The sequence below is a fragment of the Microcoleus sp. AT3-D2 genome, assembly GCF_036705715.1.
GTDB lineage: Bacteria > Cyanobacteriota > Cyanobacteriia > Cyanobacteriales > Microcoleaceae > Microcoleus.
This window is the reverse complement of the sequence record NZ_JAUBVE010000019.1, coordinates 31,905-57,585: the sequence shown is the minus strand read 5'-3', so window position 1 is coordinate 57,585 and position 25,681 is coordinate 31,905. Positions and strand designations below refer to the sequence as shown.

The 25,681-nt window shown below is 47.0% G+C and carries 16 protein-coding genes; 9 read left to right on the top strand and 7 right to left on the bottom strand.

Going from position 1 to position 25,681, the window contains the following annotated elements; translation table 11 throughout:
- Positions 1–49: 49 nt before the first annotated feature.
- Together QUB44_RS11285 and QUB44_RS11280 are read right to left on the bottom strand one after the other, a co-directional pair.
- Complete coding sequence (locus tag QUB44_RS11285; RefSeq protein ID WP_333366776.1) at positions 50–589, bottom strand: GIY-YIG nuclease family protein; 540 nt, start codon at positions 587–589, stop codon at positions 50–52.
- A gap of 59 nt (positions 590–648) precedes the next feature.
- Complete coding sequence (locus QUB44_RS11280) at positions 649–975, bottom strand: hypothetical protein (protein ID WP_333077206.1); 327 nt, start codon at positions 973–975, stop codon at positions 649–651.
- Positions 976–1,206: 231 nt separating this feature from the next.
- Between QUB44_RS11280 and QUB44_RS11275 the strand changes: the two genes are divergently transcribed.
- Positions 1,207–2,004 (top strand): hypothetical protein, encoded by a 798-nt coding sequence (locus QUB44_RS11275; RefSeq protein ID WP_333366772.1) that lies wholly within the window; start codon positions 1,207–1,209, stop codon positions 2,002–2,004.
- A gap of 204 nt (positions 2,005–2,208) precedes the next feature.
- Here QUB44_RS11275 and QUB44_RS11270 read toward each other — a convergent pair whose 3' ends face one another.
- Positions 2,209–3,072 carry a sulfite exporter TauE/SafE family protein gene (locus QUB44_RS11270; protein ID WP_333160005.1) on the bottom strand — a complete coding sequence of 288 codons (864 nt, stop codon included), beginning with the start codon at positions 3,070–3,072 and terminating at the stop codon, positions 2,209–2,211.
- A gap of 80 nt (positions 3,073–3,152) precedes the next feature.
- On the bottom strand, positions 3,153–3,995 hold the full coding sequence (locus QUB44_RS11265; RefSeq protein WP_333092378.1) for a pentapeptide repeat-containing protein: 843 nt from the start codon (positions 3,993–3,995) through the stop codon (positions 3,153–3,155).
- A 797-nt stretch (positions 3,996–4,792) separates the two neighbouring features.
- On the opposite strand from QUB44_RS11265, the gene ilvD reads away from it, so the two are divergent.
- On the top strand, positions 4,793–6,478 hold the full coding sequence (gene ilvD / locus QUB44_RS11260; protein ID WP_333366768.1) for a dihydroxy-acid dehydratase: 1,686 nt from the start codon (positions 4,793–4,795) through the stop codon (positions 6,476–6,478).
- 116 nt (positions 6,479–6,594) lie between these two features.
- Here the strand turns inward: ilvD and QUB44_RS11255 are convergent, their stop codons facing one another.
- Both QUB44_RS11255 and QUB44_RS11250 read right to left on the bottom strand, forming a co-directional pair.
- Positions 6,595–7,125, bottom strand: coding sequence for a hypothetical protein (locus QUB44_RS11255; RefSeq protein WP_333366764.1), 531 nt, complete (start codon positions 7,123–7,125; stop codon positions 6,595–6,597).
- Positions 7,126–7,386: 261 nt separating this feature from the next.
- Complete coding sequence (locus tag QUB44_RS11250) at positions 7,387–9,315, bottom strand: ATP-binding protein (RefSeq protein WP_333366761.1); 1,929 nt, start codon at positions 9,313–9,315, stop codon at positions 7,387–7,389.
- 982 nt (positions 9,316–10,297) lie between these two features.
- Between QUB44_RS11250 and QUB44_RS11245 the strand changes: the two genes are divergently transcribed.
- From QUB44_RS11245 to QUB44_RS11220, 6 genes are all read left to right on the top strand, one after another.
- A complete protein-coding gene (locus QUB44_RS11245; RefSeq protein ID WP_445299888.1) occupies positions 10,298–18,538 on the top strand; it encodes a PAS domain S-box protein in 8,241 nt (2,746 codons plus the stop codon).
- Between the two features lie 9 nt (positions 18,539–18,547).
- On the top strand, positions 18,548–19,624 hold the full coding sequence (locus QUB44_RS11240) for a hybrid sensor histidine kinase/response regulator (protein WP_333366755.1): 1,077 nt from the start codon (positions 18,548–18,550) through the stop codon (positions 19,622–19,624).
- 57 nt (positions 19,625–19,681) lie between these two features.
- Positions 19,682–20,815 carry a hybrid sensor histidine kinase/response regulator gene (locus QUB44_RS11235; RefSeq protein WP_445299890.1) on the top strand — a complete coding sequence of 378 codons (1,134 nt, stop codon included), beginning with the start codon at positions 19,682–19,684 and terminating at the stop codon, positions 20,813–20,815.
- A gap of 424 nt (positions 20,816–21,239) precedes the next feature.
- Positions 21,240–21,386 (top strand): hypothetical protein, encoded by a 147-nt coding sequence (locus QUB44_RS11230; RefSeq protein WP_333366752.1) that lies wholly within the window; start codon positions 21,240–21,242, stop codon positions 21,384–21,386.
- A gap of 79 nt (positions 21,387–21,465) precedes the next feature.
- On the top strand, positions 21,466–23,109 hold the full coding sequence (locus tag QUB44_RS11225; protein WP_333366749.1) for a GTP-binding protein: 1,644 nt from the start codon (positions 21,466–21,468) through the stop codon (positions 23,107–23,109).
- A 233-nt stretch (positions 23,110–23,342) separates the two neighbouring features.
- Entirely contained in the window at positions 23,343–24,272 is a 930-nt protein-coding gene (locus QUB44_RS11220) for a phosphoribulokinase (protein WP_333366746.1), read from the top strand.
- A gap of 76 nt (positions 24,273–24,348) precedes the next feature.
- On the opposite strand, the gene QUB44_RS11215 is transcribed toward QUB44_RS11220, so the two are convergent.
- Positions 24,349–24,537, bottom strand: a complete 189-nt coding sequence (locus QUB44_RS11215) for a hypothetical protein (RefSeq protein WP_333366742.1) — start codon at positions 24,535–24,537, stop codon at positions 24,349–24,351.
- A 110-nt stretch (positions 24,538–24,647) separates the two neighbouring features.
- On the opposite strand from QUB44_RS11215, the gene QUB44_RS11210 reads away from it, so the two are divergent.
- Positions 24,648–25,628: an ABC transporter ATP-binding protein gene (locus QUB44_RS11210; RefSeq protein WP_333366737.1), complete on the top strand. Its 981-nt coding sequence runs from the start codon at positions 24,648–24,650 to the stop codon at positions 25,626–25,628.
- The last annotated feature ends 53 nt before the right edge of the window (positions 25,629–25,681 follow it).

Below are 25,681 nucleotides of genomic sequence, written 5' to 3'. Positions count from 1 at the left end.
CCTCATTACAAACAGGGGGTGATTGTGGGGAATTGACCATAGAACGTATTTACTTTAAATCCAGCAATCCGCTAGTTTTCAGCTTGGGATTAAACCGGATTTCTTCTGTTACGCCGCGAGTTTTCAGCAGCGCGAAAATTTCATTTTCCACGCGCCGCGCGACATTTTTCAACAATTTATCTTTGGCAATTTCATCGGCGAAGATACCTTCATAATTTGCCGTTTCTTGGGCAGTCATTACAGTTTTGGTGTCGATGGGATCGTTCCACTTGGCAGCATCGGCACCGTTACCCTGGGGTTGGGAACCGTTTTCGGCAATCCAACTTGATCGGATGCTTTCTAGAATAGTGCGGCTGGGCTTGTCAATAGTTTGGACTTTCAGCCAGTAGCAATATTGGGTTTGGCGTACCAAATGCTGTTTGAGACTGAGGTAAATGTCGCGAGAATAGCCGACAAATTGCAGGACTTTCTCGCTGTCAAAAATCGCGTAAACGCCGATTTTCCCCTGGACAAAATCGGGCAATTTCCCCTCGGAGTCTATGTAGGGAATGAATTCTAAGCTGGCGAGAGATTGAATGTCTTCTGTCATCCGATTTTAGATTTTAGATTTTAGATTTTAGATTAAACCACAGATTAACCAGCCTTTACCTAACTCTTGAAAACTCGATAAATTGCACAGAGGCGGCTGGGTTTAAATATTTTGGCTTGGAACATGAAATTAGGGGGGACGTTGACGATCGCAAAATCGCTCGATTCATGATACTTTTCAAATTCCGCAGGCATTCCCTTCGGCGTCTCGCTGCTGTAAGGGACTGGCTGAAACAGTAACTCGGCAAACTCAATGCGCGAGCACTGCAATTGTAGCGCTACTTGTTTGACAAAGCTTTCACCGGTTAATAAACCGAACAGAGCAGTTTTAGCATCGGGTTCGAGGACAAAACTGCTATCGTAGCTTTCAATAATCTTAAGACCCATTTTCTGTATACTCCTGACAGACGGCGGTGAATGGTTATCGCTTAAATGTTTTGAGCGATCGACTTAATCCTGAATTTTACCTGAGATTGACCGTTTTGAAGGCAGAACGTATTCGGCACGAGGTCAATAAAAATACCACAATCAGGAAATTTTGACCAATAGCCCTGATTTATTTGCCGATCGCTTTTATCATGTCGGTATCGCCATCTATCCGACTACGACTAAAAGGCTATGCAGAAGATTGAAAAAGCATCATTCCCAACTTCCAGAAGTGCCCCGAACCAGCCGGACTGGCTAGAATTGGTAGAATACGCCTCAGTTGCTGGTTCAGCTATTGGCACGATTGCTGCAGGATTGTCGGGCCAAATTGTCTACGCTGCCGCCCCCTTAACCGCAGCACTCTCGATAAATCTCGCCAATCGCCAGCGTTTCGAGCAACAAATGCAACAAAAGGCAAATTCTGCGATTACGGACGTACAGGCCGCAGTAGAACGTCGATCGCAACAAGTTCAGATACTACCTGGAGAACCTGCGGAACTCTACACCGCTGTCTCCGACTTGCAGCAAAAACTCCTGGGCTTGGAATCCGGGGCCATCGCCGAGGTACAAGCTGCCGTAGCCTCCCTCGAACGCCAAGCCCAGGCGCTTCCGGCCGACTCTCAGGAACTCTACACCACCCTGTCCGATTTGCAGCAAAAACTCCGCATTTTGGAAAATAGCGCCCTCAGAGAGCATGATTGGGAAAATGTCAACGTCCGATTTTTATTGATGGGCGAAAAGTTAACTGAAGTTAAAACTATTACGGCTCAGTTACAGGAGCGATCGAACGAAGTAGACTTTGATACAATCCAAGGTTCTCTCAAGCAATTGCAGGACTTGCTCGATCGACCCACAATAGACACAGGGATGCTGCAAACCGAGATTCAGCATTTGCAGCAGCAAGTGTCCGAGTTGCAGAGGCAAAATCAAGAAATTGTCAAGCCTTATTTGCAGCGTCTGACTCGCGCCGTGAAAAAACTTAGTCAGTAGTCAGTAGTCATTAGTCAGGAGTCAGTAGTCATTAGTTAGTAGTCAACTGTCAACTGTCAACTGTCAACTGTCAACTTCAACTGTCATTGTAGCCTTAACCTTGTTCCCAGGCTCTGCCTGGGAATACATACCCGGAGGATCTGCCTCAATTACCAATTCTCAATTATCTTTACCAATTCTCAATTACCCATCACCCATTACCCGTTACCCGTTACTAAATTTTTGCCAAGCTTGCCAGAAAACATAAATCGATAACACTGCCAAGAGCGATCGAAAAGCTAAACTAACAATACGATCGGGCAATCTCGGCAAAAATCGCGTGCTCACCTGCGCCCCCAACAAACCGCCGCCGCCAAGAATTAACCCCACATCCCACAAAACATTCCCGCGCGCCGCGTGTCCCGCCGTCGCCGAAATTGCCGTGATAACGATGACGCCCAAGCTGGTTTGAATTGCAGTTTTAATGCTTTCTCCTAACAGCAAAATTTGCAGGGGAACCATAATTACGCCGCCGCCTACGCCGAACAAACCCGCTAATAAACCCGCCGCACTGCCGGTAGCAATTTTAGCAAAAGTTGGATGGAATATAATATTTGAATTATTGGGTAATTCGTGATTGGTAATTGGTAATTGAGCATTTTCTTCTTGTCCCGCTTGTCCTCCCAGTTCCCCTTGTTCTAGTTCCGCTTTCTTCTTAGCTGTCAGACGCTTGCGAACTTCAATCAAATAAATATTCAGCCACAGCAACAACCCAAAAGTAAGTAACAGCAAGTAAGGCGGAAATATCCCCGCCAAATAAGCACCGATTTGTGCTGTGATGACGGCTGGAAATCCGATGCCTGCGACTTGGCTCAAGCTGAGGTAGCCCATGCGCCAATTCTGGATGCTGCCAGAAATAGCTGTAATGACGATCGACAAACTGCTAGTAGCAACCGCTTGCACCGGAGCGTAATTGAGAGCCACCAACAAAGGCACGAGCACCGTACCGCCGCCGATACCCAAAAATCCAGCTAGAATTCCGGCAAAAATTCCCGCCGCACCCAACATCAATAATTCAGTGATAGTCATTAGTCAGTAGTCATTAGTCAGTAGTCATTAGTCAGTAGTCATTAGTCAGTAGTCATTAGTCAACAATCAACAATCAAATTTTAAGAATCATTAGTCGTGCCATCGGGCATAATTGCCCGCCTCAAATCTGCATCGCGGAAGTTAGTTCGATTGAGATTAGCATCAATCAAAACCGCTTCCACCAAAACAGCCCCGCTAAAATTAGACCAGCACAGCTTGGCACGGTACAAATTAGCACCGCTCAAATTAGCTCTTGCCAACGTTGACCAACTAACATTAGCAACTCTCAAATTAGCATTACTCAGATTAGCGTCGGTGAGATTAGCTCCAACCATAGTTACTTGGCGCAAATCTGCACCAGTCAGGTTGGCCCCGCTCACCATCGCCCCGCTGAGAATTGCCTGAGTCAGATTAGCTCTTTCTAAAAGCGACTCGCTGAGGATGGCATTTGTCAGGTTTACCGCTTTGAGAGTTGACCAACTCAAATTTGCCTTCATCAAATTAATGCGAATCATGCTAGCGTCGGTTAAGTTGGCCGCAAACAAATTCGCTTCGGTAAAGTTGGCTTCGGTCAAATTAGCTTCGGTCAAATTAGCCTTGGTCATGTTGACTTCTCTCGCCATTGATCCGCGCAGGTTGGCTCCCATCAGGTTAGCCCCGCTGAGATTGGCCCGGCTCAAATCGGTACCGATGAGATTTGCTTCGCTGAGGTTGGCTTCTGTCATGTCCACCCCTGCCAATTTCACCTCGCGCAAGTTCGCTCCCGTCAGGTTAGCGCCTTTAAGGTTTGCGTCTTGGAAATTCGATCTGGTAAAGTTAGCCTCGCTGAGGTTTACCCCTTTTAAGTCGGCCCCGACGAGGTTAATCTCTCGAAAATTTCTTTCTCCGGCCGCATATTGCCTCAGAATTCGATCGGCCTCCATGTCATTCGCCTCGCAATTTTTTTTAAACGTTAGAGTGATGGGTGTTACCACATCATCCCAGATAACCACGGTATTCACTCTGCACGCTGTAGTATCTGTAGAATTTTTCCCTTGCTTTCCGGACACTGCTGTGGCACTGCCTCCTAAAACGTCTGACCGAAAAACGAGACGCAAGCCCCTGGCTTCAGACACGGGGATAAGTCGGCAGCGGTTTCAACCGCCTTCAATTCTTGGTATAATTCACACAGCAAGTAAGAATAACCATCTACGTGTTGAAACAACAAGCGTACGGTGAAATCCCGGCAACGGACATATCCAACTTGATTCGGAATAGTTAAAGGGCAAACAAAAGGCAGGTTGTTGAGCGTACCTATCTGGCATTAGTGGTGGACTCTAAAAGCGCAAAAGCTAAAAGTATACGCAAAGTTTGGATTTGTCTAAGCTGAGTGGGTAGAGGCGCTTTGATTTCGCCTTTGAAAGTTCAGATACGAACTCTTCAAGAATCCCCGTCCCTTTAGGGCCCGGGAGTATCAAAAATATCAAAGCTTCTGAGAAAATCAACAATAGGGTAAAACTCTCGGCGCTCGGCACTGAGTCAGTCGATTTTAGATTTTAGATTTTAGATTTGCTCCACAGATTCATCTGGGAGCCGGAACTTTGGTCTAAAATTATGGGCTCACCACGACGATTATCGGAAACTTGTATTCGTTTTTGGGCGAGCTGGCAGTTGACAACTGACAACTGTCAACTGACAACTGACAACTGAACAACAGACAACAGAGAAAGGAAATTTTAAAATGCCTGAAAATTTGAGAAGCCAAGCTGTGACTGGAGGCGTGCAGCGCGCGCCCAACCGAGCAATGCTGCGGGCAGTCGGTTTTGGTGACGGCGATTTCACTAAGCCGATTGTGGGAATTGCCAATGGGTACAGCACGATTACGCCCTGCAATATGGGATTGAACGAGCTCGCTTTGCGGGCTATTGCGGGTGCAAGGGAAGCCGGCGCCATGCCACAGATGTTCGGTACGATTACTATCAGCGACGGGATCTCGATGGGAACTCAAGGGATGAAATATTCTCTGGTGTCGAGAGATGTGATTGCGGATTCGATAGAAACTGTTTGCAACGGCCAAAGTATGGACGGGTTGCTGGCTGTCGGCGGTTGCGATAAAAATATGCCGGGGGCAATGATTGCGATCGCCCGCATGAACATTCCTGCTATTTTTGTTTACGGCGGCACGATCAAACCAGGACACCACAACGGACAGGATTTAACCGTTGTCAGCGCTTTTGAAGCAGTCGGTCAATTCAGCGCGGGAAAAATTGACCAAACAGAACTCAATGCCGTGGAAGAGAAAGCTTGTCCGGGTGCGGGTTCCTGTGGCGGAATGTTCACAGCAAATACGATGTCGAGCGCTTTTGAAGTGATGGGCATGAGTTTGCCTTATTCTTCGACAATGGCTGCTGAGGATGCCGAAAAAGCTGACAGCGCTGCCGAATCTGCCAAAGTTGTCGTGGAAGCTGTCCGCAAACAGTTGTTACCGAGCCATATTTTGACACGCAAGGCCTTTGAAAATGCGATCGCGGTAATCATGGCAATCGGCGGTTCAACCAACTCTGTGCTGCATTTATTAGCCATTTCAAATGCGATCGGAGTAGAACTGTCCCTCGACGATTTTGAAACTATTCGAGCAAAAGTACCAGTGCTGTGCGACCTCAAACCCAGCGGCAAATACGTAGCAACCGATTTGCACAAAGCCGGCGGCATTCCTCAAGTAATGAAAATGCTGCTAGAACAGGGTTTACTGCACGGCGACGCGCTGACAATTACCGGCCAAACAGTTGCTCAAGTGTTAGCAGATATTCCAGCCGAACCCCGCACCGACCAAGAAGTCATCCGCCCTTGGAACAACCCGCTTTACGCCCAAGGACATTTAGCAATTCTCAGGGGAAATCTGGCAACAGAAGGAGCCGTTGCTAAAATTACGGGCGTTAAGAAACCACAAATTACCGGCCCGGCGCGGGTATTTGAATCTGAAGAAGATTGTTTGGATGCAATTTTAGCAGGCAAAATTCAAGCCGGAGATGTGATTATCATCCGCTACGAAGGGCCCAAAGGCGGGCCGGGAATGCGCGAAATGTTAGCACCAACTTCGGCAATTATTGGGGCAGGTTTGGGCGATTCCGTAGCATTAATTACTGACGGCCGCTTCTCTGGCGGAACTTACGGCATGGTTGTCGGTCACGTTGCACCGGAGGCGCAAGTAGGAGGCACAATTGCTTTAGTAAAAGAGGGCGATTCGATTACAATTGATGCTCAAAATCGCTTGTTGCAGCTCAACGTTTCTGATGCCGAATTGGAGCAGCGCCGGGCTCTTTGGCAGCCTCCTAAACCTCAGTATACTAAGGGCGTTTTGGCTAAATATGCTAAGTTGGTTTCTTCTAGCAGTCTTGGTGCTGTGACTGATTTGGGTTTGGGTTAAAGTAGGAAATTTTTTAACTGCAGATGAAGGCAGATAAACGCAGATGAACGCAGATAAAATCCTATCTGCGTTCACCTGTCTCCCTCCGCTGATATCTGCGGTTAAAAAATCCTAAATTAAGGGCGCTGATTCAAAAAGCGGCCTGCCATTGACATGGCGTCAGTAATATCTACATCACCGTCTCCATCTGAATCTAAAAACGTATTCAAAACGGGATTGCTGCCTTGGGCTGGATTTTGGGCGTTGCCGCCGGTTTGTAGCAAATTCAGCAGCAGCGGCACCAAAACAGGTATCATCGCCTGCACTGTGGCGTTATTCAAACCGGTTCTGTGGGCGATATCATTCACTATCTGCGTCAGTTGGCCGACTCCGAACAAACTCTGTACCGCTTGGGGATTGGGATTTGTACCGCTAAATTGGTTGACAAGTTGTTGAGCTTGTGCGTCTCCTGACTGCGATCGCACGTCTTGCAATGCCGATCGCACATATCCGCCCAAAACCGACATTGCTAGCTGAGTCGTGCCCGTATTGACGCCCTGGTTGCTGCTCAACTGCTCTACCGCACCGAGAATGTTGCCCAACTGATTGGGGTTTGCTTGTTGGTTGGGATTGTCGATCGCGCTCAAAATTTGGTCAAATAGTCCCATAATTTTCGCTCCGTACAGTGATTGCTCAACTTTGAATTATAGCAAATCCTGTTTTTCAAGATTACTGAAAATACTTTTGATTTGCGTATTATCACTCATTGAGTGGGAAAGCGACAGCCAATCAGTAAGCAATCTCATACAATTTAGATTGTAGATTGTAGATTTTAGATTTTAGAGTTGGAATAAATTAGGACATCAGAGTTTAGATCGCGGGCTGAGAGTGGTCTTATTTTTTGAAACTGCTATAAAAACTGATAATTTTTAATTTTTTACAGTTTCTCTATCCTCGGACTTGGCTTGTGCCTTACCGTTGTAGAGCGAATTCTCTTCGCGAGCCATTGGAGGTTTTACCTGCGTATTTTGCATCAAATCCTCATGCTTAATCGGCAGGGCGATCGAAAATTCCGTCCCCGTTCCCACCTCCGACCAAAAGTTAATCGTCCCCCCGTGTTTCTTAACGATTATTTCGCGACCAATTGCCAATCCCAAACCAGTACCTACACCTCTCGGTTTAGTAGTAAAGAATGTTTCAAACATTTTTTCTTGACTCTCTGGCGCTATTCCCATACCGTTATCAGAAATTCGCACTACCACTGAGTCGTCGTCCAAGTATTCTGTAGCAATCACAATCCTCGGCAAAAAACTCGGTGTTGCCTGGAGTGGCTCCGAAGCCGATTGTTTTTTCGCCTCCTCAGAGCTGGATTTCTCACTTTTTGCTTTCTCTTCCACAGCATCTAGTGCATTGTTGAGAAGGTTCACAAATACCTGGTAAAGCAAACCCATATAGCCTTCCACAGTCGGAATATTGCCGTAATGTCGCACCACTTCAATGCCTTGTTTGATGCGGCTATTAAGAATGAGCAAACTGCTGTCTATGCAGGCGTGCAAATCCACGGGATGAGGGGCTGCCTCATCGAGACGAGAAAAATCTTTCAAACTTAAGATAATAGCTTTGGCTCTTTCAGCGCCTACTTGCATTGAGTCAAATATTTTGATCAAATCTTCTTTGAGAAAATCGATGTCTATTTCTTCCCCTTTGGCGAGCACAGCAGCAGGGGGGGTGGAAATTTCTGTCTCGTAAGTTTTGAGCAAATCTAAAATATCTTCAACATAATTTCTGGCAGGAGCGATATTGGCATAGATAAAATTGATTGGATTGTTAACTTCGTGAGCAACACCGGCTAACATCCGCCCCAAAGTTGCCATTTTCTCATTTTGAAGTATCTGGCTTTGTTGTTCAGATTTCAATTCTTCGAGCAATTGATTTACTTTCTGAATCAGTTGATTCAGCGAAGCTGCTAATACTCCCACTTCATCGGTGCTGGTAACTGGTACTTGCAACTGAAAATTAGATTCTTCCGTCACTCGCTGAGCGATTTTAGTTACAGCGGCGAGGGGTTTGGCGATCGCCCGACTGGTGAAGCCCGCCAGCACTGCTGCAACGACGATCGACAGCGCCATGCTACCCAAAATTATTTGCACCCGCAGCGCCTGGGCTCGCAGCAGATCCTTCCGCCCTGCATCTTCTTGCTGTTGGGCGCGATCGATAATTTCTGCTATATCATTAACCGCCCTATCGAGTTGCAACCCAATTTTATCTCGATCGAAATTTAACAGCAACTTACGTTTAATACTTTGTTGAGCCGGGTTATTTGGCAACTTACTAATTTTTTTATTAACTATTTCTAGTGGATAAATATAATTAGCCCGTAGCGAATCGCCAGTTTTTCTAATTTTTTCTATCCCTTCAATGTGATCCAGATAGTTAGGTTTTTTAAATTCTGAAAATAACACTTTTAAAGTGGAAAGATTGTTTTGTAATTGTTGGTATTTTCTGTCAAATGTTTGGGGCTGTCCTAGCCCGTAAATCAGCCATTCTTGGCTGTTTTGCGTCCGCAGTAAAGCCACCTGCAACTTATTTAAAATCTGACTTTCTCGCTCGATGTGTACTTGATTATTAGTTATTCGATAGTAATGAGTGCCCACCAACATCCCGACAGCCGTTCCCCCAATCGCAACAAAAAGAGCCAGTGCGTACCCACGGCAGATTTTGTCGTGAATACTGAGGTTGCGGAAGGAACGGGCTATGTCAGCGAAATAATTGGGCTTTGGTGGCTGGGTCTCTTTGATGTGATGCTCGCAAGACGTAGAGAGTTCTTGTGAAGGCTGATTGAGATGTTTGAGGTGCATAGATGCTAACCTGTGAATAATTCACGCACTGACCATTCAGTCTAACTTAAGTCGCGGCTGATTTGAGAGTGCCGCATTGATATTTAATGTGATAATTTTTGTAAATTAGGGCGCTCTTATCTTGCCGAAGAAACCCGGTTTCTAGTTTCTACTTTCGGAGCTTCCAGGAGGCACTGGTGTTAAAAAACCGGGTTTCTGTTAATATAGCGCCCATATATTCAATTACCTCAGTAGAAACATTCTCTGTATTCACTTGTTTTTTTAACATACTTCGTTTTTTTGACGCCGACTTACTCAAACTCTATTTGATTGGTGACATCGTTTCAGATCAGCGGTTGTCTTCCCTTTCTTTTGATTTCTTAGTTTATCAACAATAATTATACAAATTGATATTCCGGCTAGTTCTTGTAGAATAAGGTTTAACCTAGCATTTTTCAAGCGTTATACTTTCAAGGTAATTTGCTTAGAAAATGCCATAGTTTTGGTTCATTACTTAATCCCCCTACACGAGATATTGCTGGTAGTGTTTTACGCTTAATATCACAAAATCCCACAGGAAAATAATTAAAAATCTCACAAACTCTCACTTGCGGGAATAGTGTTCGGTATGCTCTGTATAATTCACGGTAATCGTCAATCGTCAACAAATTTTATCGTTACGGCGGGCTCTCCGAGCTTCAACATAGTCGTAAAGTGTTTACGGCACTTTCTATTTTTATTATCTCAGGAAAGTGATGAAACAGCGTTACTTTCTATTTTTATTATCTCAGGAAAGTGATGAAACAGCGTTACCTTAGAGTCGCCGAATTTCCCTAACTGATTTCATGCAGAAGCGAACATTAAGTAAATATAATATTTAGAGAAAGTCGTGCAGCTAAGTAACTCTTCTGGTTACTATCGCTGACCCCAGGCTACGCTATCAGCTCATGTGTTTAAGGCGAAAAGTTTAAAAAAATAATCAGCAATCAAACCCTATAAACTCATGTTCATGCGTACTACGGCTCTCACTCCAATAGAACTCAGGACTGCGATCGTCCCGGAGCCCTTGGTGGTTTCGCCCGATACGACGGTGATGGATACGATCGCCCAAATGAGTGGCGTACGATCGCTCTGCAACACCCCTAGAACGGCGGATGGTCAACTCCACGACCTCCACATAGAGACCCGATCGAGCTGCGTGTTGGTAGTGGAAAACGAGCAATTGGTCGGCGTACTGACCGAGCGAGACGTGGTGCGGCTGAGTGTCCAGCAGCGTTCCTTGGAGAATTTGGTGCTCAGGGAGGTGATGACACATCCAGTCGTCACCCTCCGGGAGTCCGCCTTCACCGATTTATTTTTTGCGATTAACCTGCTCCAACACCACCAAATTCGCCATTTGCCCATCCTGGACGAACTCGATCGCCTAGTGGGCCTAGTGACTCACGAAAGTCTGCGCCACACCTCTCGACCGATCGACCTGCTGCGGTTGCGTATGGTAGCAGAAGTGATGACCCGCGAAGTGATTTGTGCTGCGCCAGATTCTTCCCTACTGGCGATCGTCCAACTTATGGCAGAGCATCGCGTCAGTTCCGTGGTGATTGTACACCCAGGCGGAATCTCTACTGAACCGCTACAAATTCCAGTGGGGATTGTCACCGAGCGGGATATTGTGCAATTTCAGGCCTTGGGCTTGAAGCTGGAAACCTGTCTGGCTGAGGCGGTAATGAGTACGCCGATTTTTAAGGTCAAGCCAGAGGAGTCACTCTGGACTGTGCAGCAGATCATGGAGCAGCGATCGATCCGTCGGTTGGCGGTGACAGGGGAGCTAGGAGAACTATTAGGCATCGTCACCCAGACCATTTTGCTGCAAGCCCTCAACCCGCTGGAGCTATACAAACTGGTCCAGAAGTGGGAAGAGAAGGTGGTGCGCCTAGAGGCGGAAAAGGTGGCGCTGCTGGCAAATCGCAACCTTGAACTCGAGCAGCAGGTGGAAGATCGGACAGCCGCCCTCAAAGCAAAGGCTGATCGAGAGCAACTTCTCAATACCATTGCCGAGCAGATTCGCTCGTCCCTGAATTTGTCAGATATTCTGCATACTACAGTGCACGAAATTCACTCGCTTCTGGGGTGCGATCGCGTCATCATTTACCAGTTTCGGCCTGACTTTAGCGGCACCGTGATTGCGGAAGCCATTACCGACACGGGGCGATCGGTGCTTCATAGGGACGCCCACGATCCTTGCATGAGCCCAGAATGGCTTGAACCGTATCGCCAGGGCAGAATTCGCGTCATCAACGACATCTACGGCGAAGAAATGACCCAGTGCCATCAGGAACTGTTAGTGGGGTTTGATATTCGCGCCAAGCTGATGGTGCCGATCGTGATTGAGGAACAACTGCGCGGATTAATGATCGCCAGTTATCGAGCCACTCCGCACCCTTGGACGACTGACGAGATCGAACTTCTGCGACAAGTTTGTCTACAGGTGGCGATCGCCCTTGGGCAAGCCACGATCCAGCAACAATTGCAGAATGAACTGGTAAAGCGACAGCGGATCGAAGCCACCCTGATCGAGAGCAAACAACGCTACGCCGCCCTTGCCGCTGCTGCTCCGGTCGGGATTTTTCGCACCGATGCGGAGGGGCTATGTACCTATGTCAACGATCGCTACTTTCAGATCAGCGGACTCAGACCAGGAGCCACTATCGCACAGGGATGGCAACAAAGAGTGCACCCCGACGATCGCGATTGGGTCATTGCCCAATGGGAGCAATTCATTCAAGGTAGCGACTCTTTTGAACTCGAATATCGCTTTCAACCTCCCGACGGTGGGGTAACGTGGGTTTATGGGCAGTGCGTCGCCGAACTCGATGCCAATGGACATCGGAGTGGCTATATAGGAACCATTACCGACATTAGCGATCGCAAACGAACTGAAGTCCGCTTGCAAGAAAGCGAAGAACGCTACGCCAGCCTAGTGGCAGCCGTACCCGTGGGGATTTTTCGCGCCGATGCTTTCGGCAAGTGCATCTATGTTAACGATTGGTGGTGTCTGATCAGCGGACTCACCCCAAAAACCGCCATCGGGGAAGGATGGCAACAAGGGCTACACCCCGACGATCGCGATTGGGTCATCGCCGAATGGGAGCAATCTATCCAAGAAAGTGGCTCTTTCCAACTCGAATATCGCTTTCAACATCCCGACGGTGCTGTGGCTTGGGTATATGGGCAGTCCGTTCCCGAACTGGATGCAGACGGGCAAGTAGTCGGCTACGTAGGAACTACTACAGACATTAACGATTGCAAACTTGCCGAACAACAACTCCAGCAACTCAACCAACAGCTAGAAGCAAAAGTCGAAGAACGCACCCAAGAGCTTTGGCAAGTCAACAGCCTGCAACGCGCCATCCTCAATGGTACTGATTACTCCATCATCTCCACTGACCCAACTGGCATCATCCAGACCTTTAATGCTGGAGCCGAAAGGATGCTGGGTTACAGTGCTCAAGAAATCATCGGCAAAGCCTCCCCCGCACTCTTCCACGATGCAAATGAGGTAATTGACCGGGCAGCATCACTATCTGCCGAACTCGGGCAAAATATTCCCCCCGGCTTTGAGGTTCTTGTTGCCAAAGCACGCCAAGGTATTGTCAGCGAAGAAGAGTGGAGCTATATCCGCAAAGATGGTTGTCGATTTCCTATGTCGCTATCCATCAGCACCCTCAAGGATGTCAATCAGCAAATTATCGGCTTTTTAGGCATCGCCCAAGATATTAGCGATCGCAAACGTGCAGAAGTGGAACTACAGAAAGTATCGGATCGCCTCGCTTTGTCCCTCAAATCAGGGGCGATCGGCTGTTGGGACTTCGATATTGTACAGAACACGGTCTTTTGGGATGAGCGAATGTACCAACTGTACGGTGTCACAAAACAATCTGATGCCCCTCTGCCTTACGACATTTGGGCAAACCGGCTACATCCCGAAGACCGCACCGCCACCGAAACATTGCTCCAGCAAGCCGTCTTAGGACACGCAGAATTTAATACCGAATTTCGAGTGTTGCATCCCGATGGCAGCCTCCACTTTATTAAAACCTTTGGTATGGTCTTGCAAGATGCCCAAGGCAATCCCCAGAGCATGATTGGGGTCAACTTGGATATTAGCAGACGCAAACAGGCTGAACTCCAACGCCACCAGTTAATTCAAGAATTATCAGCCTTTAAACAGGCCTTGGATCAGTCTGCCATTGTGGTCATCACCGATCGCGAAGGGGTGATATCCTACGTCAACGATCGCTTCTGTTTAGTCTCTGGCTACTCCCGCGATGAACTGATCGGACAAACCCATCGCATAGTCAACTCTGGCTATCATCCCCCTGCTTTCTTCCAAGACTTGTGGCGCACCATTAGCAGCAGTCAGATTTGGCGCGGTGAAATTTGCAATCGGGCAAAAAACGGTAGCCTGTACTGGGTTGCCACCACCATCGTCCCCTTTTTGGACGAACAAGGGCGACCTTTTCAGTATCTAGCCATTCGCTTCGACATTACCGATCGCAAGTTGGCCGAAGCAACGCTTCAGCAGGAAAATACTTTCCGTCAACAAATTGTAGAAAACATGGCAGAAGGGCTGTGCGTTTTCCATCAAGTTGAGGAGTTTCCCTTTGTCCGCTTCACAGTCTGGAATCAGCAAATGCAAGCGATTACGGGTTACACGTTAGAAGAAATTAACCGTCTGGGGGCGTATCAAAGCTTGTACCCGAATCTAGAAGATCGAGAACAGGCGATCGCCACCTGTAGACAGATGCAGCCGAGCGCTGTGGAAAGGGAAATCCAGCGTCAAGATGGACAGAGGCGCACTATCTCCATTTCCACCTCTGTCCTATCGTGTGATGATGGACATCTCTATTCGCTGGCCCTGATCCAAGACATTACCCATCGCCAACAGACAGAGCGAGAAAATCGCCTGTTGAAAGAACGCCTCGAATTTCTTCTGGCATCCAGTCCCGCGATGATCTATAGCTCTAAGCCCTATCGCGACTATGACTCAACTTTCATCAGCAAAAATATCGAAGCCATTTTGGGTTACAAGCCAAAAGAAGTTGTATCGACCCCCAGCTTCTGGATTAACCATCTTCACCCAGAAGATGCCCCTAGAGTTTTGGCTGATCTATCGGCTCTCTTTGAGTACGACACTCATCAGCATGAATATCGATTTTTGCATCGCGATGGTCACTACGTTTGGATACGGGATGCAATGCGCCTGGTGCGAGATGAACAAGGTCGCCCAACCGAGATTGTTGGCTATTTTGCCGATATTAGCGATGTCAAACAAACCCAAGAAACCCTAAAAATACAACTGGCGGCAATTGAGGCGGCGATCGACGGCATTGCGATTATCCAAGGAGATACCTACCTCTATGTGAATCAAGCCCATCTAGAACTGTTTGGCTACGAACATTCTCAAGAACTGCTGGGCAAAACCTGGCAACTTTTGTATTCGCAACACGAGTTAGAACGGTTTGAGCGGGAAGTCTTTCCCGTGCTGGGGTACGATCGCGCTTGGGAGGGAGAGGCGATCGCCAAGCGCAAAGATGGCTCTACTTTTGCCGAAGGGCTATCCCTCACCCTCACAGACGATGGATTATTGATTTGTGTATGCCGGGATATCAGCGATCGCAAACAGATCGAAGCCGAATTAGCAGAGAGTGAAGCTAAATTCCGGCGGCTGGTAGAAGGGGCTAATGATTTGATCTGGTCATGTGAACCCGATGGCATACTCACTTATTTGTCACCGCAATTCAAGACGATGTTTGGCTGGGAGGAGGGTGCATGGATTGGCAAGTCGTTTATATCTCTGGTGCATCCAGACGATCGCCCTTTGGTGGTTACTGGTTATCAGGAGAATATCAAATTTGGTAAAAAGTCAAGTGATTATGAGTTCCGACATCGCCACCGAGATGGCAATTATGTCTGGGTGAGAAGCAGTGCCACACCCGTTATAAATGCTGAAGGGGAATTGATTAGCATCCAGGGAATTTTATCGGATATCAGCGATCGCAAACAAGCTGAACTCGCCAGGGAAAGCAGTGAAATGCGCTTCCGCCGGGTGTTTGATTCCAGTGTCAGCGGCATGATGTTTGCCGATTTTCAGGGGAACATTACCGATGCCAACGATCGCTTCTTACAGATGGTTGGCTACACTAGGGAGGAACTAAATGCTGGGATGATTCATTGGGGTGCTATGACCCCCCCCGAATATCTCGCCGCTGATGTTTTAGCGATCGATCGCCTGAGACAGGAGGGCGAGATCGAGTCCTTGGAAAAGGAATACTACCGTAAGGATGGCAGCCGGATTTCTGTTTTGCTCGGAGCCGCACTCCTCTCAGGCTCAGAGGATCAAACTATTTGTGTATTAGTAGATATCAGCGATCGCAAACAGGCCCAGAAGGCTTTGCAAGAATCTCAGCAGTTTCTGCAAACGGTACTCGATACCATCCCGCTCGCCGTGTTTTGGAAGAATCGAGAGTCTGTTTTTTTAGGATGCAATCAGCAGTTTGCCAAAACTCTAGGCTTGCCATCTACGATCGAAAGTATAGGTAAAAGAGATTTAGATATTTGCCAGAAAGAAGTGGAGGCGAACGAGTATTGTGCGATGGATCGGCGGTTAATCGAAACGGGTGAAGCTATATTAGGGATCGAAGAAACGCTAACTCTACCCAATGGTAAACCAATATTTCTCGAAACCCACAAGGCTCCCCTGCGAGACTGCTCAGGTAATATTATTGGTCTGGTAGGCACGTTTCAGGATATCACCGATCGCAAAGAAGCCGAAGTGAGATTGCAACAACAAGCAAAACATGAACGTTTGCTGGGAGCGATTACTAAACGGATGCGATCGTCTCTGCATCTCGACGAGATTCTCAATAGCACTGTTGAGGAAATCCATCAGCTCTTGCAATCAGATCGAACGCTGGTTTATCGGGTTTTTCCTGAAGGGACGGGGGCTACCATTGCTGAATCTGTTTCGCCAAATAGGCTTAAGCTCCTGGATATCCTATTCCCAGAAGAGGTTTTTCCCGAAGAAAACTACGAGCGCTATATCCAAGGAAGAGTTTATGCCCTCAACGATAGGGAAGATGAAAACGGGTCAATCTTACCCTGCTTAGTCGAATTTCTCGCAGACATCCAGGTCAGAGCCAAACTCGTAGTTCCAATTATTCAGAATCAAGCCCTCTGGGGGTTGCTGATTGTTCATCAATGCGATACCCCGCGCCAATGGCAAGACTGGGAAATCAATTTACTTAAACAAATTGCTAACCAATTAGCGATCGCAATTCAGCAATCTTACCTCTACGAACAGGTACAATCAGAATTGGCTATCCGCAAGCAAACAGAAAATGCGATCGCTTTACAACTACAACGGCAGCGAACTTTGGGATTCATCGCCCAGCAAATTCGCGAATCGTTGGATATTAACCAAATTTTGGCGACTGTGACACAGCAAGTCAAAGAAATCTTGCAAGGCGATCGAATCATCGTAATCCGGCTATTTGGCAATGGCAGAAGTGAAATAGTTGAAGAATCTGTGTTGACCGAGTTTTCCGCGCTCAAAAACCTTTACTGGGACGACCAACTGTGGTCTCAAGAAATCCTCAACCATTATTGCCAGGGCAAGCCCCGTATCGTCCCCGATATAACGACCGATATGGGGACTAATTGTTTGGTGGAATACGCAAGCGTTGGTCAAGTCCAGTCCAAAATGGTTGCACCTATCCTGCAAGAAGCCCGAAGCAGCGAAAGCCATAGAGGGGTTGCCCCTGGGGCAACCAACAAGCTCTGGGGGGTTTTAGTTGTCCATGCTTGTCGAGAAAAGCGAGTCTGGCAAGAGTCTGAAGCGCAACTCCTGCAACAAATTGCTAACCAGTTGGCGATCGCTGTTCAACAAGCTAGCCTATTTGAGCAGTTGCAGCAAGAACTCACCGAACGGCAACAAGCCCAGCAGCAACTCACCGAGCGCAACGAACAACTGGCAGTCTCTAACCAAGAATTGGCCCGTGCTACCCGCCTCAAAGACGAATTCCTCGCCAACATGAGCCATGAACTCCGCACCCCCCTCAACGCCATTCTGGGCATGAGCGAGGGGCTACAAGAGCAAGTATTTGGCATCGTCAACGAACAACAAATCAAAGCTTTACAAACCATCGATCGCAGTAGCTCTCACTTGCTAGAGTTAATCAACGACATTTTGGATGTCGCCAAAATTGAATCGGGTCAAATGGAACTCGATTGCACCCCAGTTTCAATCAATCATCTCTGTCAATCCAGTCTGGCCTTTATCAAACAACAAGCCCTGCAAAAACGCATCCAGCTAGAGATTAAAGTGCCACTCAATCTGCCCGACTTATTGATTGATGAACGGCGGATGCGCCAAGTCTTGATCAACCTTCTCAACAACGCGGTCAAATTCACTCCTAACGGAGGACGCATCACCCTAGAAGTTAGCCGTCAACAGCCTCGGGCCGACCCAGATTCTGCCGATTCCTCACCCCATTTTTTGGTCAGAGAAACCCTGCAAATTGCCGTCATCGATACAGGTATTGGTATTGCCCCAAAACATATCAACAAACTGTTTCAGCCCTTTATCCAAATCGATGGCGCCCTGAATCGTCAATATACAGGCACTGGCTTGGGGCTTGCCCTGGTGAAACGCATTGTCGAACTCCACGGCGGGCAGGTGGGGCTCACCAGCACCGTGGGTGTAGGAAGTTGCTTCGCGATCGACCTTCCCTGCACTGCTTGTGCGCCATCCTCTCTTGCCCTGGAACCCCAGACAGAGTACCGCATCGAACCCAGCGGGCCCGAACAGCAGCGAGGCTCTCCCTTAATCTTGCTGGCGGAAGACAACGAAGCCAATATCAGTACGGTTTCGAGCTACCTGAGAGCTAAAGGCTATCGCATTCTCTTGGCGAAGAATGGAGAAGAGGCGATCGCCCTGGCCAAGTCGGAAAACCCCAATCTAATTTTGATGGACATTCAAATGCCTGGTATGGATGGCCTAGAAGCTATGCAGCAGATTCGCCTCGATCCTAGGTTAGTCGATGTGCCGATCGTTGCCCTAACTGCCTTAGCCATGACTGGCGATCGCGATCGTTGTCTTGCCGCCGGAGCCAATGATTACCTCACCAAACCCGTCAAGCTGAAGCAATTGGCAAGCACTATTCAACAACTTTTAGCTTCTAGGTAAAGATAACCCGTGAACAGACCATCCGTTTTAGTCATTGACGACGATCCCAATAATTTTGATGTAATTGAAACCCTCTTGAGCGAGCAGGATTATCAATTACATTACGCTGCCAGCGGGGTAGAAGCGATCGCATCCCTCGACGTATTTGAGCCTAATCTTATTTTGCTGGATGTGATGATGCCAGGAATAGATGGCATCGAAGTTTGTCGGCAAATCAAAGCCATGCCAAAATGGCAAGCCGTTCCCATCATTATGGTGACAGCATTAAACTCAAAATCCGACCTTGCCCATTGTCTCACTGCAGGCGCTGACGACTTCATTAGTAAACCTGTAAATGCTATTGAACTGCGTGCCAGAGTTCACTCCATGCTGCGAATTAAAGACCAGTATGACGACCTGCAAAGCTTACTAAAATTGCGGGAAGATATGGTTAAAATGGTAGTCCACGATTTACGCAATCCCCTGGCTGGTATCTTGCTTGGCTTGGAACTCCTAAAAAGCATAGAGTATCCTAGAGAAAAACAACAAAGGCAACTGGATCGAATTTACTCATCAGCCCAAGCAATACAGCTATTAATTGATGATTTATTGCAAATTGCTTTACTCGAATCCGGTAAAACTCGTCTCAATTACACAGAGATTGATCTGTGCGATCTCATAAAGTCTGCCATATCAAACTTTGAAGCGATCGCTGCTAAAAAAAATCAGTCGCTGGTCGCTCAATTACCAGGAGAAACCAGTAGGAAAGTCTCGGTTGATGCCACTATGATACATCGAGCGCTGGATAACCTTCTCTCGAATGCAATTAAGTTTTCCCCACCCAATAGTCAAATCATAGTGAATGTAGAATTCCTCAGATCTGGCAACGCCAAAATCCAGGTTATAGACTCTGGACCGGGTGTTCCTGATACATTGCGGCACAAGATTTTTGAGAAATACGAGATTGGGAATCTGATGTCGGAGGTCTCTCAAATAGGGTTGGGTTTAGCTTTCTGCAAAATGGTAGTTGAGGCACATGGGGGCGCAATTGGTGTCAAAAACAACCAACCACAAGGTGCCATTTTTGAAATAACTTTGGCAGCATAGCTGACGAGTATCACATTAACTCATAAAACTTTTTACATTATTGAAAGCGTGGAAATGATGTCTCAATTCTCTCTCTTAATTGTTGATGATGAGCCGGATAACTTTGATGTGATTGAAATCCTGTTATCAGAGCAGGATTATCAATTGCATTATGCTGCCAGCGGGCAAGAAGCGATCGCATCCCTGGATATATTCGATCCGGATCTTATTTTGCTGGATGTGATGATGCCGGGAATAGACGGTATCGAGATTTGTCGGCAAATCAAAGCCATGTCAAAATGGCAAGCCGTTCCCATCATTATGGTGACAGCATTAAGCTCAAAATCAGACCTTGCCAACTGTCTAACTGCCGGAGCCGACGACTTCATCAGTAAACCTGTAAATGCTATTGAACTGCGTGCTCGCGTGCATTCAATGCTCAGAATCAAGCAACAGTATGATAATATCCAGAACTTATACCACATCCAAGAAAATACCACCAATCTCTTGGAAAGCACCCTTAATGAGCTGCGTGGCAACTTAGCTTCTACTCTATCCCACGAACTGAATACGCCCCTCAATGGCATCTTAGGCACGATCGGGTGGCTCAAGGACGAGCTCGAAGGCATGGAGATAGCCCAAATCCGTGAGATGTTAGGCTGGGCACATGACTCTGCCCGTCGCCTAGAAAAATTAACGAATAAATTCCTGATTTATTTAGGATTAGAACTATCCGCAAGTCAACAGCACAAGATGGAATCTGCCCGGACTCAATTTGTAGCTTCCGCCATTGAAGCCGAGTTGAAATACCAGGCTCAGAAGGTAAACCGTAGCAACGATTTGTTGTTAACTCTTGAGGAAGCGGATATCGCTCTATCAGAACGATATCTATCAAGGCTGCTCTATGAATTAATTGATAATGCACTGAAATTCTCCTCACCAGAGACAACCATTAAAGTTAGTAGTCAAGTCGTAGGGGAGATGCTGCATTTATCTGTACATGACTCAGGGCAGGGCATGACAGAAGAGCAAATTGCTAAAATTGGTGCCTTCATGCAGTTTGAGCGCAAAAAGTATGAGCAACAGGGCACCGGTATCGGCTTAAAAATTGTCCAGAAAATTGTCGAACTGGCAGGAGGAGAGTTCTCAATTACCAGTATCTATAAAAAGGAAACAACGGTACATCTCACTCTGCCGATTGTCTGCAATTAGCAATCGATTCCGGTTGCACTCCTTATCATTGTTGACTGTTGACTGTTGACTGTTGACTGTTGACTGTTGACTGTTGACGTTGACTGTTGACTGTTGACTGTTGACTGTGAGTCAAAAAAATGAAAATGGCGTGAATTATTTGTTGGCATCGGGATTCGACTTTACGCCCGACGATGAAGCGCGGAATTGATATGAGAAGGAATAAATTTGCTTTGGCTGGGAGTGGCAACACATCAAAAAAGATGAACGATCAGGACAAATATTTGACTCCGAATTAGAGCTTGCTTCTGGGAGAATTCATGGGGTGAAAGGTAAATAAAAAACCGTACACAACCTTACACAACCTATTAAACTTAACTCGAATCACTCTACTTAATCTTTTGTTACATACTGGCGAATTTTGCCACCGACTTAGTAAGTTCTCGTGCAAGCTACAATTGCAGACTGCGGGCGCGATCGCACTCCATCTGCACCCGCTACCCCTAAAACCCCGCAAATCGCGCCCGCAGTGCGACAGAATCGGGATTTGCGGGTTCGCGCAGTACGATCATCGGGCGCTTGGCCATTTTAGATTTTAGATTTGCAATGACTGATGACTATCGGCGTAGTGTAAAAATCAAAGCATAACCCTTTTATTTGCCACTCCCCTCATGCCTTTGCCGCGCCTGTTAACCTTAATTGCTGCTTTCTGCCTCGCCCTGGGGCTGATTATTGGGCTGGTGAGTTCCTTAACAGGGCTTTACAGTCAAGTTGCGTGGTCTGCTTCTCCGCTGCTGGCTAATTTGCTGATTTTCCTGATAATTGTACTTTTGGGAACGCTAATTTTTGCCCTGGTTTACTATTTTAGGTTGCTGCAACGCCCCCAGAAAGTTAAGGGAAAACGGCCGATTACTCCAAAGGTTCCTGTTGTGAAAAGTGAAGCAGCTTCGGAAAATCTCAAAGCAATCAGGCAACAAGTCGATCGCATTCAAGATGAAGTAGCGCGGCAAGCTTTGCTGTTGAGAGCTCGCGAAATTGAAGCTAGCATGGCTCGCGGCAGCGTTCGAGTAGTTGTTTTCGGCACCGGTTCTGCGGGCAAAACTTCCGCTGTGAATGCGCTGGTGGGGCGGATGGCGGGACAGGTGGGCGCGCCGATGGGAACTACCGAAGTTGGGGAAACTTACACTCTGAAATTGAAAGGAATCGATCGAGAATTAGCAATTACTGATACCCCAGGCATCTTGGAAGCGGGAGTTGCGGGAACTTACAGAGAGGAATTGGCGAGGCAGTTGGCGGCGAGGGCAGATTTGATTTTATTTGTTTTGGACGGCGATTTACGAAAATCCGAGTACGAACCGCTGCGGACTTTGGCGGAAATTGGCAAAAGGTCGATCGTGGTTTTTAATAAAGTTGACCTTTATCCCGACACCGACAGAGATGAAATTCTCGATCGACTGCGGCAGCGAGTCAAAGGTTTTGTATCAGCAATGGATGTAGTCGCGATTAGCGCCAATCCGCAAAAAGTTGTACTAGAAGACGGCACAATTTTTCAGCCATACCCGGATATTATGCCATTAATTCGGCGCGTTGCTGCAATTTTGCGAGCCGAAGGCGAAGACTTAATTGCGGACAATATTTTGCTGCAATCTCAGCACTTGGGAGACCAAGCGCGTAAGTTAATTGATGCTCAAAGAAGGCGGCAAGCTGATAAAGCAGTAGAGCGATTTCAGTGGATCGGAGCCGGAGTAATTGCTGTAACGCCTTTGCCAGTTGTGGATTTGTTAGCGACAGCAGCAGTTAATGCTCAAATGGTAGTAGAAATTGCCAAGATTTACGGCTGCGAATTAAATATCGATCGCGCCAAAGAATTGGCATTGTCTCTAGCAAAAACCCTAGCAAGTTTGGGAATAGTTGAAGGTGTAGTTCAAGTAGTATCAAGGGCGCTGCAGTTAAGCGTAGCCGGGTTTGTACTTGGCAAAGCAATTCAAGCAGTCAGTGCGGCTTATTTAACCAGAATTGCCGGTAAAAGTTTTATTGAATATTTCCGTCATGACCAAGATTGGGGCGATGGTGGCATCACCGAAGTTGTGCAAAGGCAGTTTCAGTTAAATCGGAAAGACGAGTTTGTCAAAGCATTTGTCAAAGATGCGATCGCCCGCGTTGTCGAACCTTTGAACATTTATCAGCAAGAATCGGAACCCGAATTAGAAATGTCAGCGGAATTGGAACCAGAAATAGAACCAGAGCCCTTGTATCAGCCGCCGCAACAAGACGATTGGGAAACTTACAACAACAAACGAAAGGATGACTGGTAATGAGGCATTGGGAATTGGGCAAACAGGGAATTGAGAATTGGGTAATTACGATCGTTCAATGAGATGTTCCCTGAGTATGCTTTGTTGAATTTTATTAAGAAATTTTACAATAATTTTACACATGGTGGAGACTCCGGGGGGATCAAGTCAAACCGAGCGATCGAACCGAACACAATTTTGATAAGATTGAAGATTGACAACAAAATTTGCTATTGTGCGTCCGGGTAAAAACAATGAGCGATCGACCAATTATTCTCGGTATTGTCGGAGACAGCGCAGCGGGCAAAACCACCCTGACGCGGGGAATTGCCCAAGTATTAGGGCCAGAAAATGTCACTGTGATTTGCACTGACGACTATCATCGCTACGACAGAAAGCAGCGGGCAGAAATCGGAATCACAGCATTGCATCCCGACTGCAATCACCTCGACATTATGCAGCAGCACCTCAGCCTGCTGCGTACCGGACAAGCAATTCTCAAACCCATCTACAACCACACCACAGGTACATTCGACCCACCCGAATACATCAAGCCCAGCAAATTTGTAATAGTTGAAGGTTTGCTGGGTTACGCAACCCGAACAATCCGCGATTCTTACGACGTAAAAGTGTATCTTGCTCCTCCCGAAGAGTTGCGAAGTCAGTGGAAAGTTAAGCGCGATGTCATGAAGCGCGGTTATACTGAAGAACAGGTGCTTGCAGAAATTAAAAAACGGGAACCGGACTCGGAAGACTTCATTCGTCCTCAGCGCAAATCGGCCGACGTTGTAGTTAGTTTTTACCCGCCAGAAGCGGACAATGAATCGAATTTGAGCGTCCGTTTAGTGCTCAGACCGACAATTCCTCACCCTGATTTTACTGAGATTTTAGGTCGAGGCAGCGAGAGCTTTAAACCTGCAATTCGCTTGGGACTCGATCGGGATATGGGCAAACCTGTTGACGTTTTGGAAGTAGACTCCCACGCTACCAGCGAGCAAGTAAACGAACTAGAAATGATTTTGTGCAGCGAGTTGCCCCACCTGCGGGGATTTTGCTCCGCCCAAGGCAACCCGGAAATTGGCAAACTTATCGGCACAACTGGTGAAGTTTTGCAAAGTTACCCGCTAGCTTTGACGCAGTTGCTAGTTGCATATCACATGATGAAAGCAATTCATGTCTATTAGTTAGTTGTTAGTTGGCAGTTGTTGGTTGTTAGTTGTTAGTTGCAATGATTAATAACTAATAACCAATAACCAATAACTAATGTACTCGCAAAGTCGGGTTGGCAGTGCCTAATTGCTGAATAGGCATGGAGACGGGCAACTGACTTTGAGGTGCGGGCAGCATTTCGCCTCGGAAGTCGAGGAGGGTGACGAGCAGCAGGTAGGCAACTGCTAAAATTATAGAAATCACTCCGGTGATTATAGCAATAATTTTTGAACGTTCCATATTGAGAAAATTTTAACTACAGCTAATATTAGTTTAACATTAAAAATAGCAATTATTACTTAACTTATGCAATAGAATATAATCAGGTGCTAGTTATTTCTGTGACAAAAATGGAACCTCTTATAGATGCGCCAACTTCCACCGAGATGCCCGGAGCTACCCCAGTGGTGGAAACATTTAATCTGGGGAAGTTATACCGTACCGGCTTCTGGATGAATGAAAAAATTGAATCGCTCAAAAATTGCACTCTGACTGTCTCTGAGGGCGAAACTTTCGGGTTGTTAGGGCAAAATGGAGCGGGGAAAACTACGCTGCTGAAAACTTTGCTGGGTATAGTGCGCCCCACTTCTGGCCGAGCGCTGCTGTTGGGGAGGCCTTTGGGCGATCGCACTGTGAAGCAGCGAGTCGGCTATTTGCCAGAAAATCCCTATTTTTACGATTATCTCACCGGTTGGGAATTCTTGCAATTTGCGGCAGGCTTGTTTGAAATTCCCCCCTCGATTCAGCGACAGCGAATTCCGAATTTGCTAGACTTAGTTGGGCTATCTCAATCGGCGGCAATTAAAAAACAGTTGCGCCAGTATTCTAAGGGAATGCTGCAACGTATCGGCATGGCTCAAGCTTTGATTAATAATCCAGATGTGGTGTTTTTAGATGAGCCGATGTCGGGTTTAGATCCGATGGGACGCTATCAGATGCGGGAGATAATTTTATCGCTGAAAAATCAAGGAAAAACGATTTTTTTTAATTCGCATATATTGTCTGATGTGGAGAAGATTTGCGATCGAGTGGCAATTTTGGCGAAGGGTGAGTTAATCTGCATTGGTGCGATCGACGAACTCCTCGGCAATACTGAAACTTATCGGGTTGAAGGTAGGGGCGGTCACTTGAATATCCTGAAAAAGTGGATACCGGATATGGAAGTTGATAATGATTTGTGGTACGGTCATTTGCAGGGCGAGCCGAAGGAGTTTCTTTCTAGTCTGAGCGGTACGGGAGGGCAGCTAATTGGGATGAATTTGGCTAAGCCTAGTTTGGAAGAGTTTTTTATGCAGCAACTGCAAGAAAGAGGGATTTATTCTAGTGGTTGATGTATCTTAAAAGAGGTAAATTGGGATTGATGGTGGCGCGGGGGCGGGTTTAT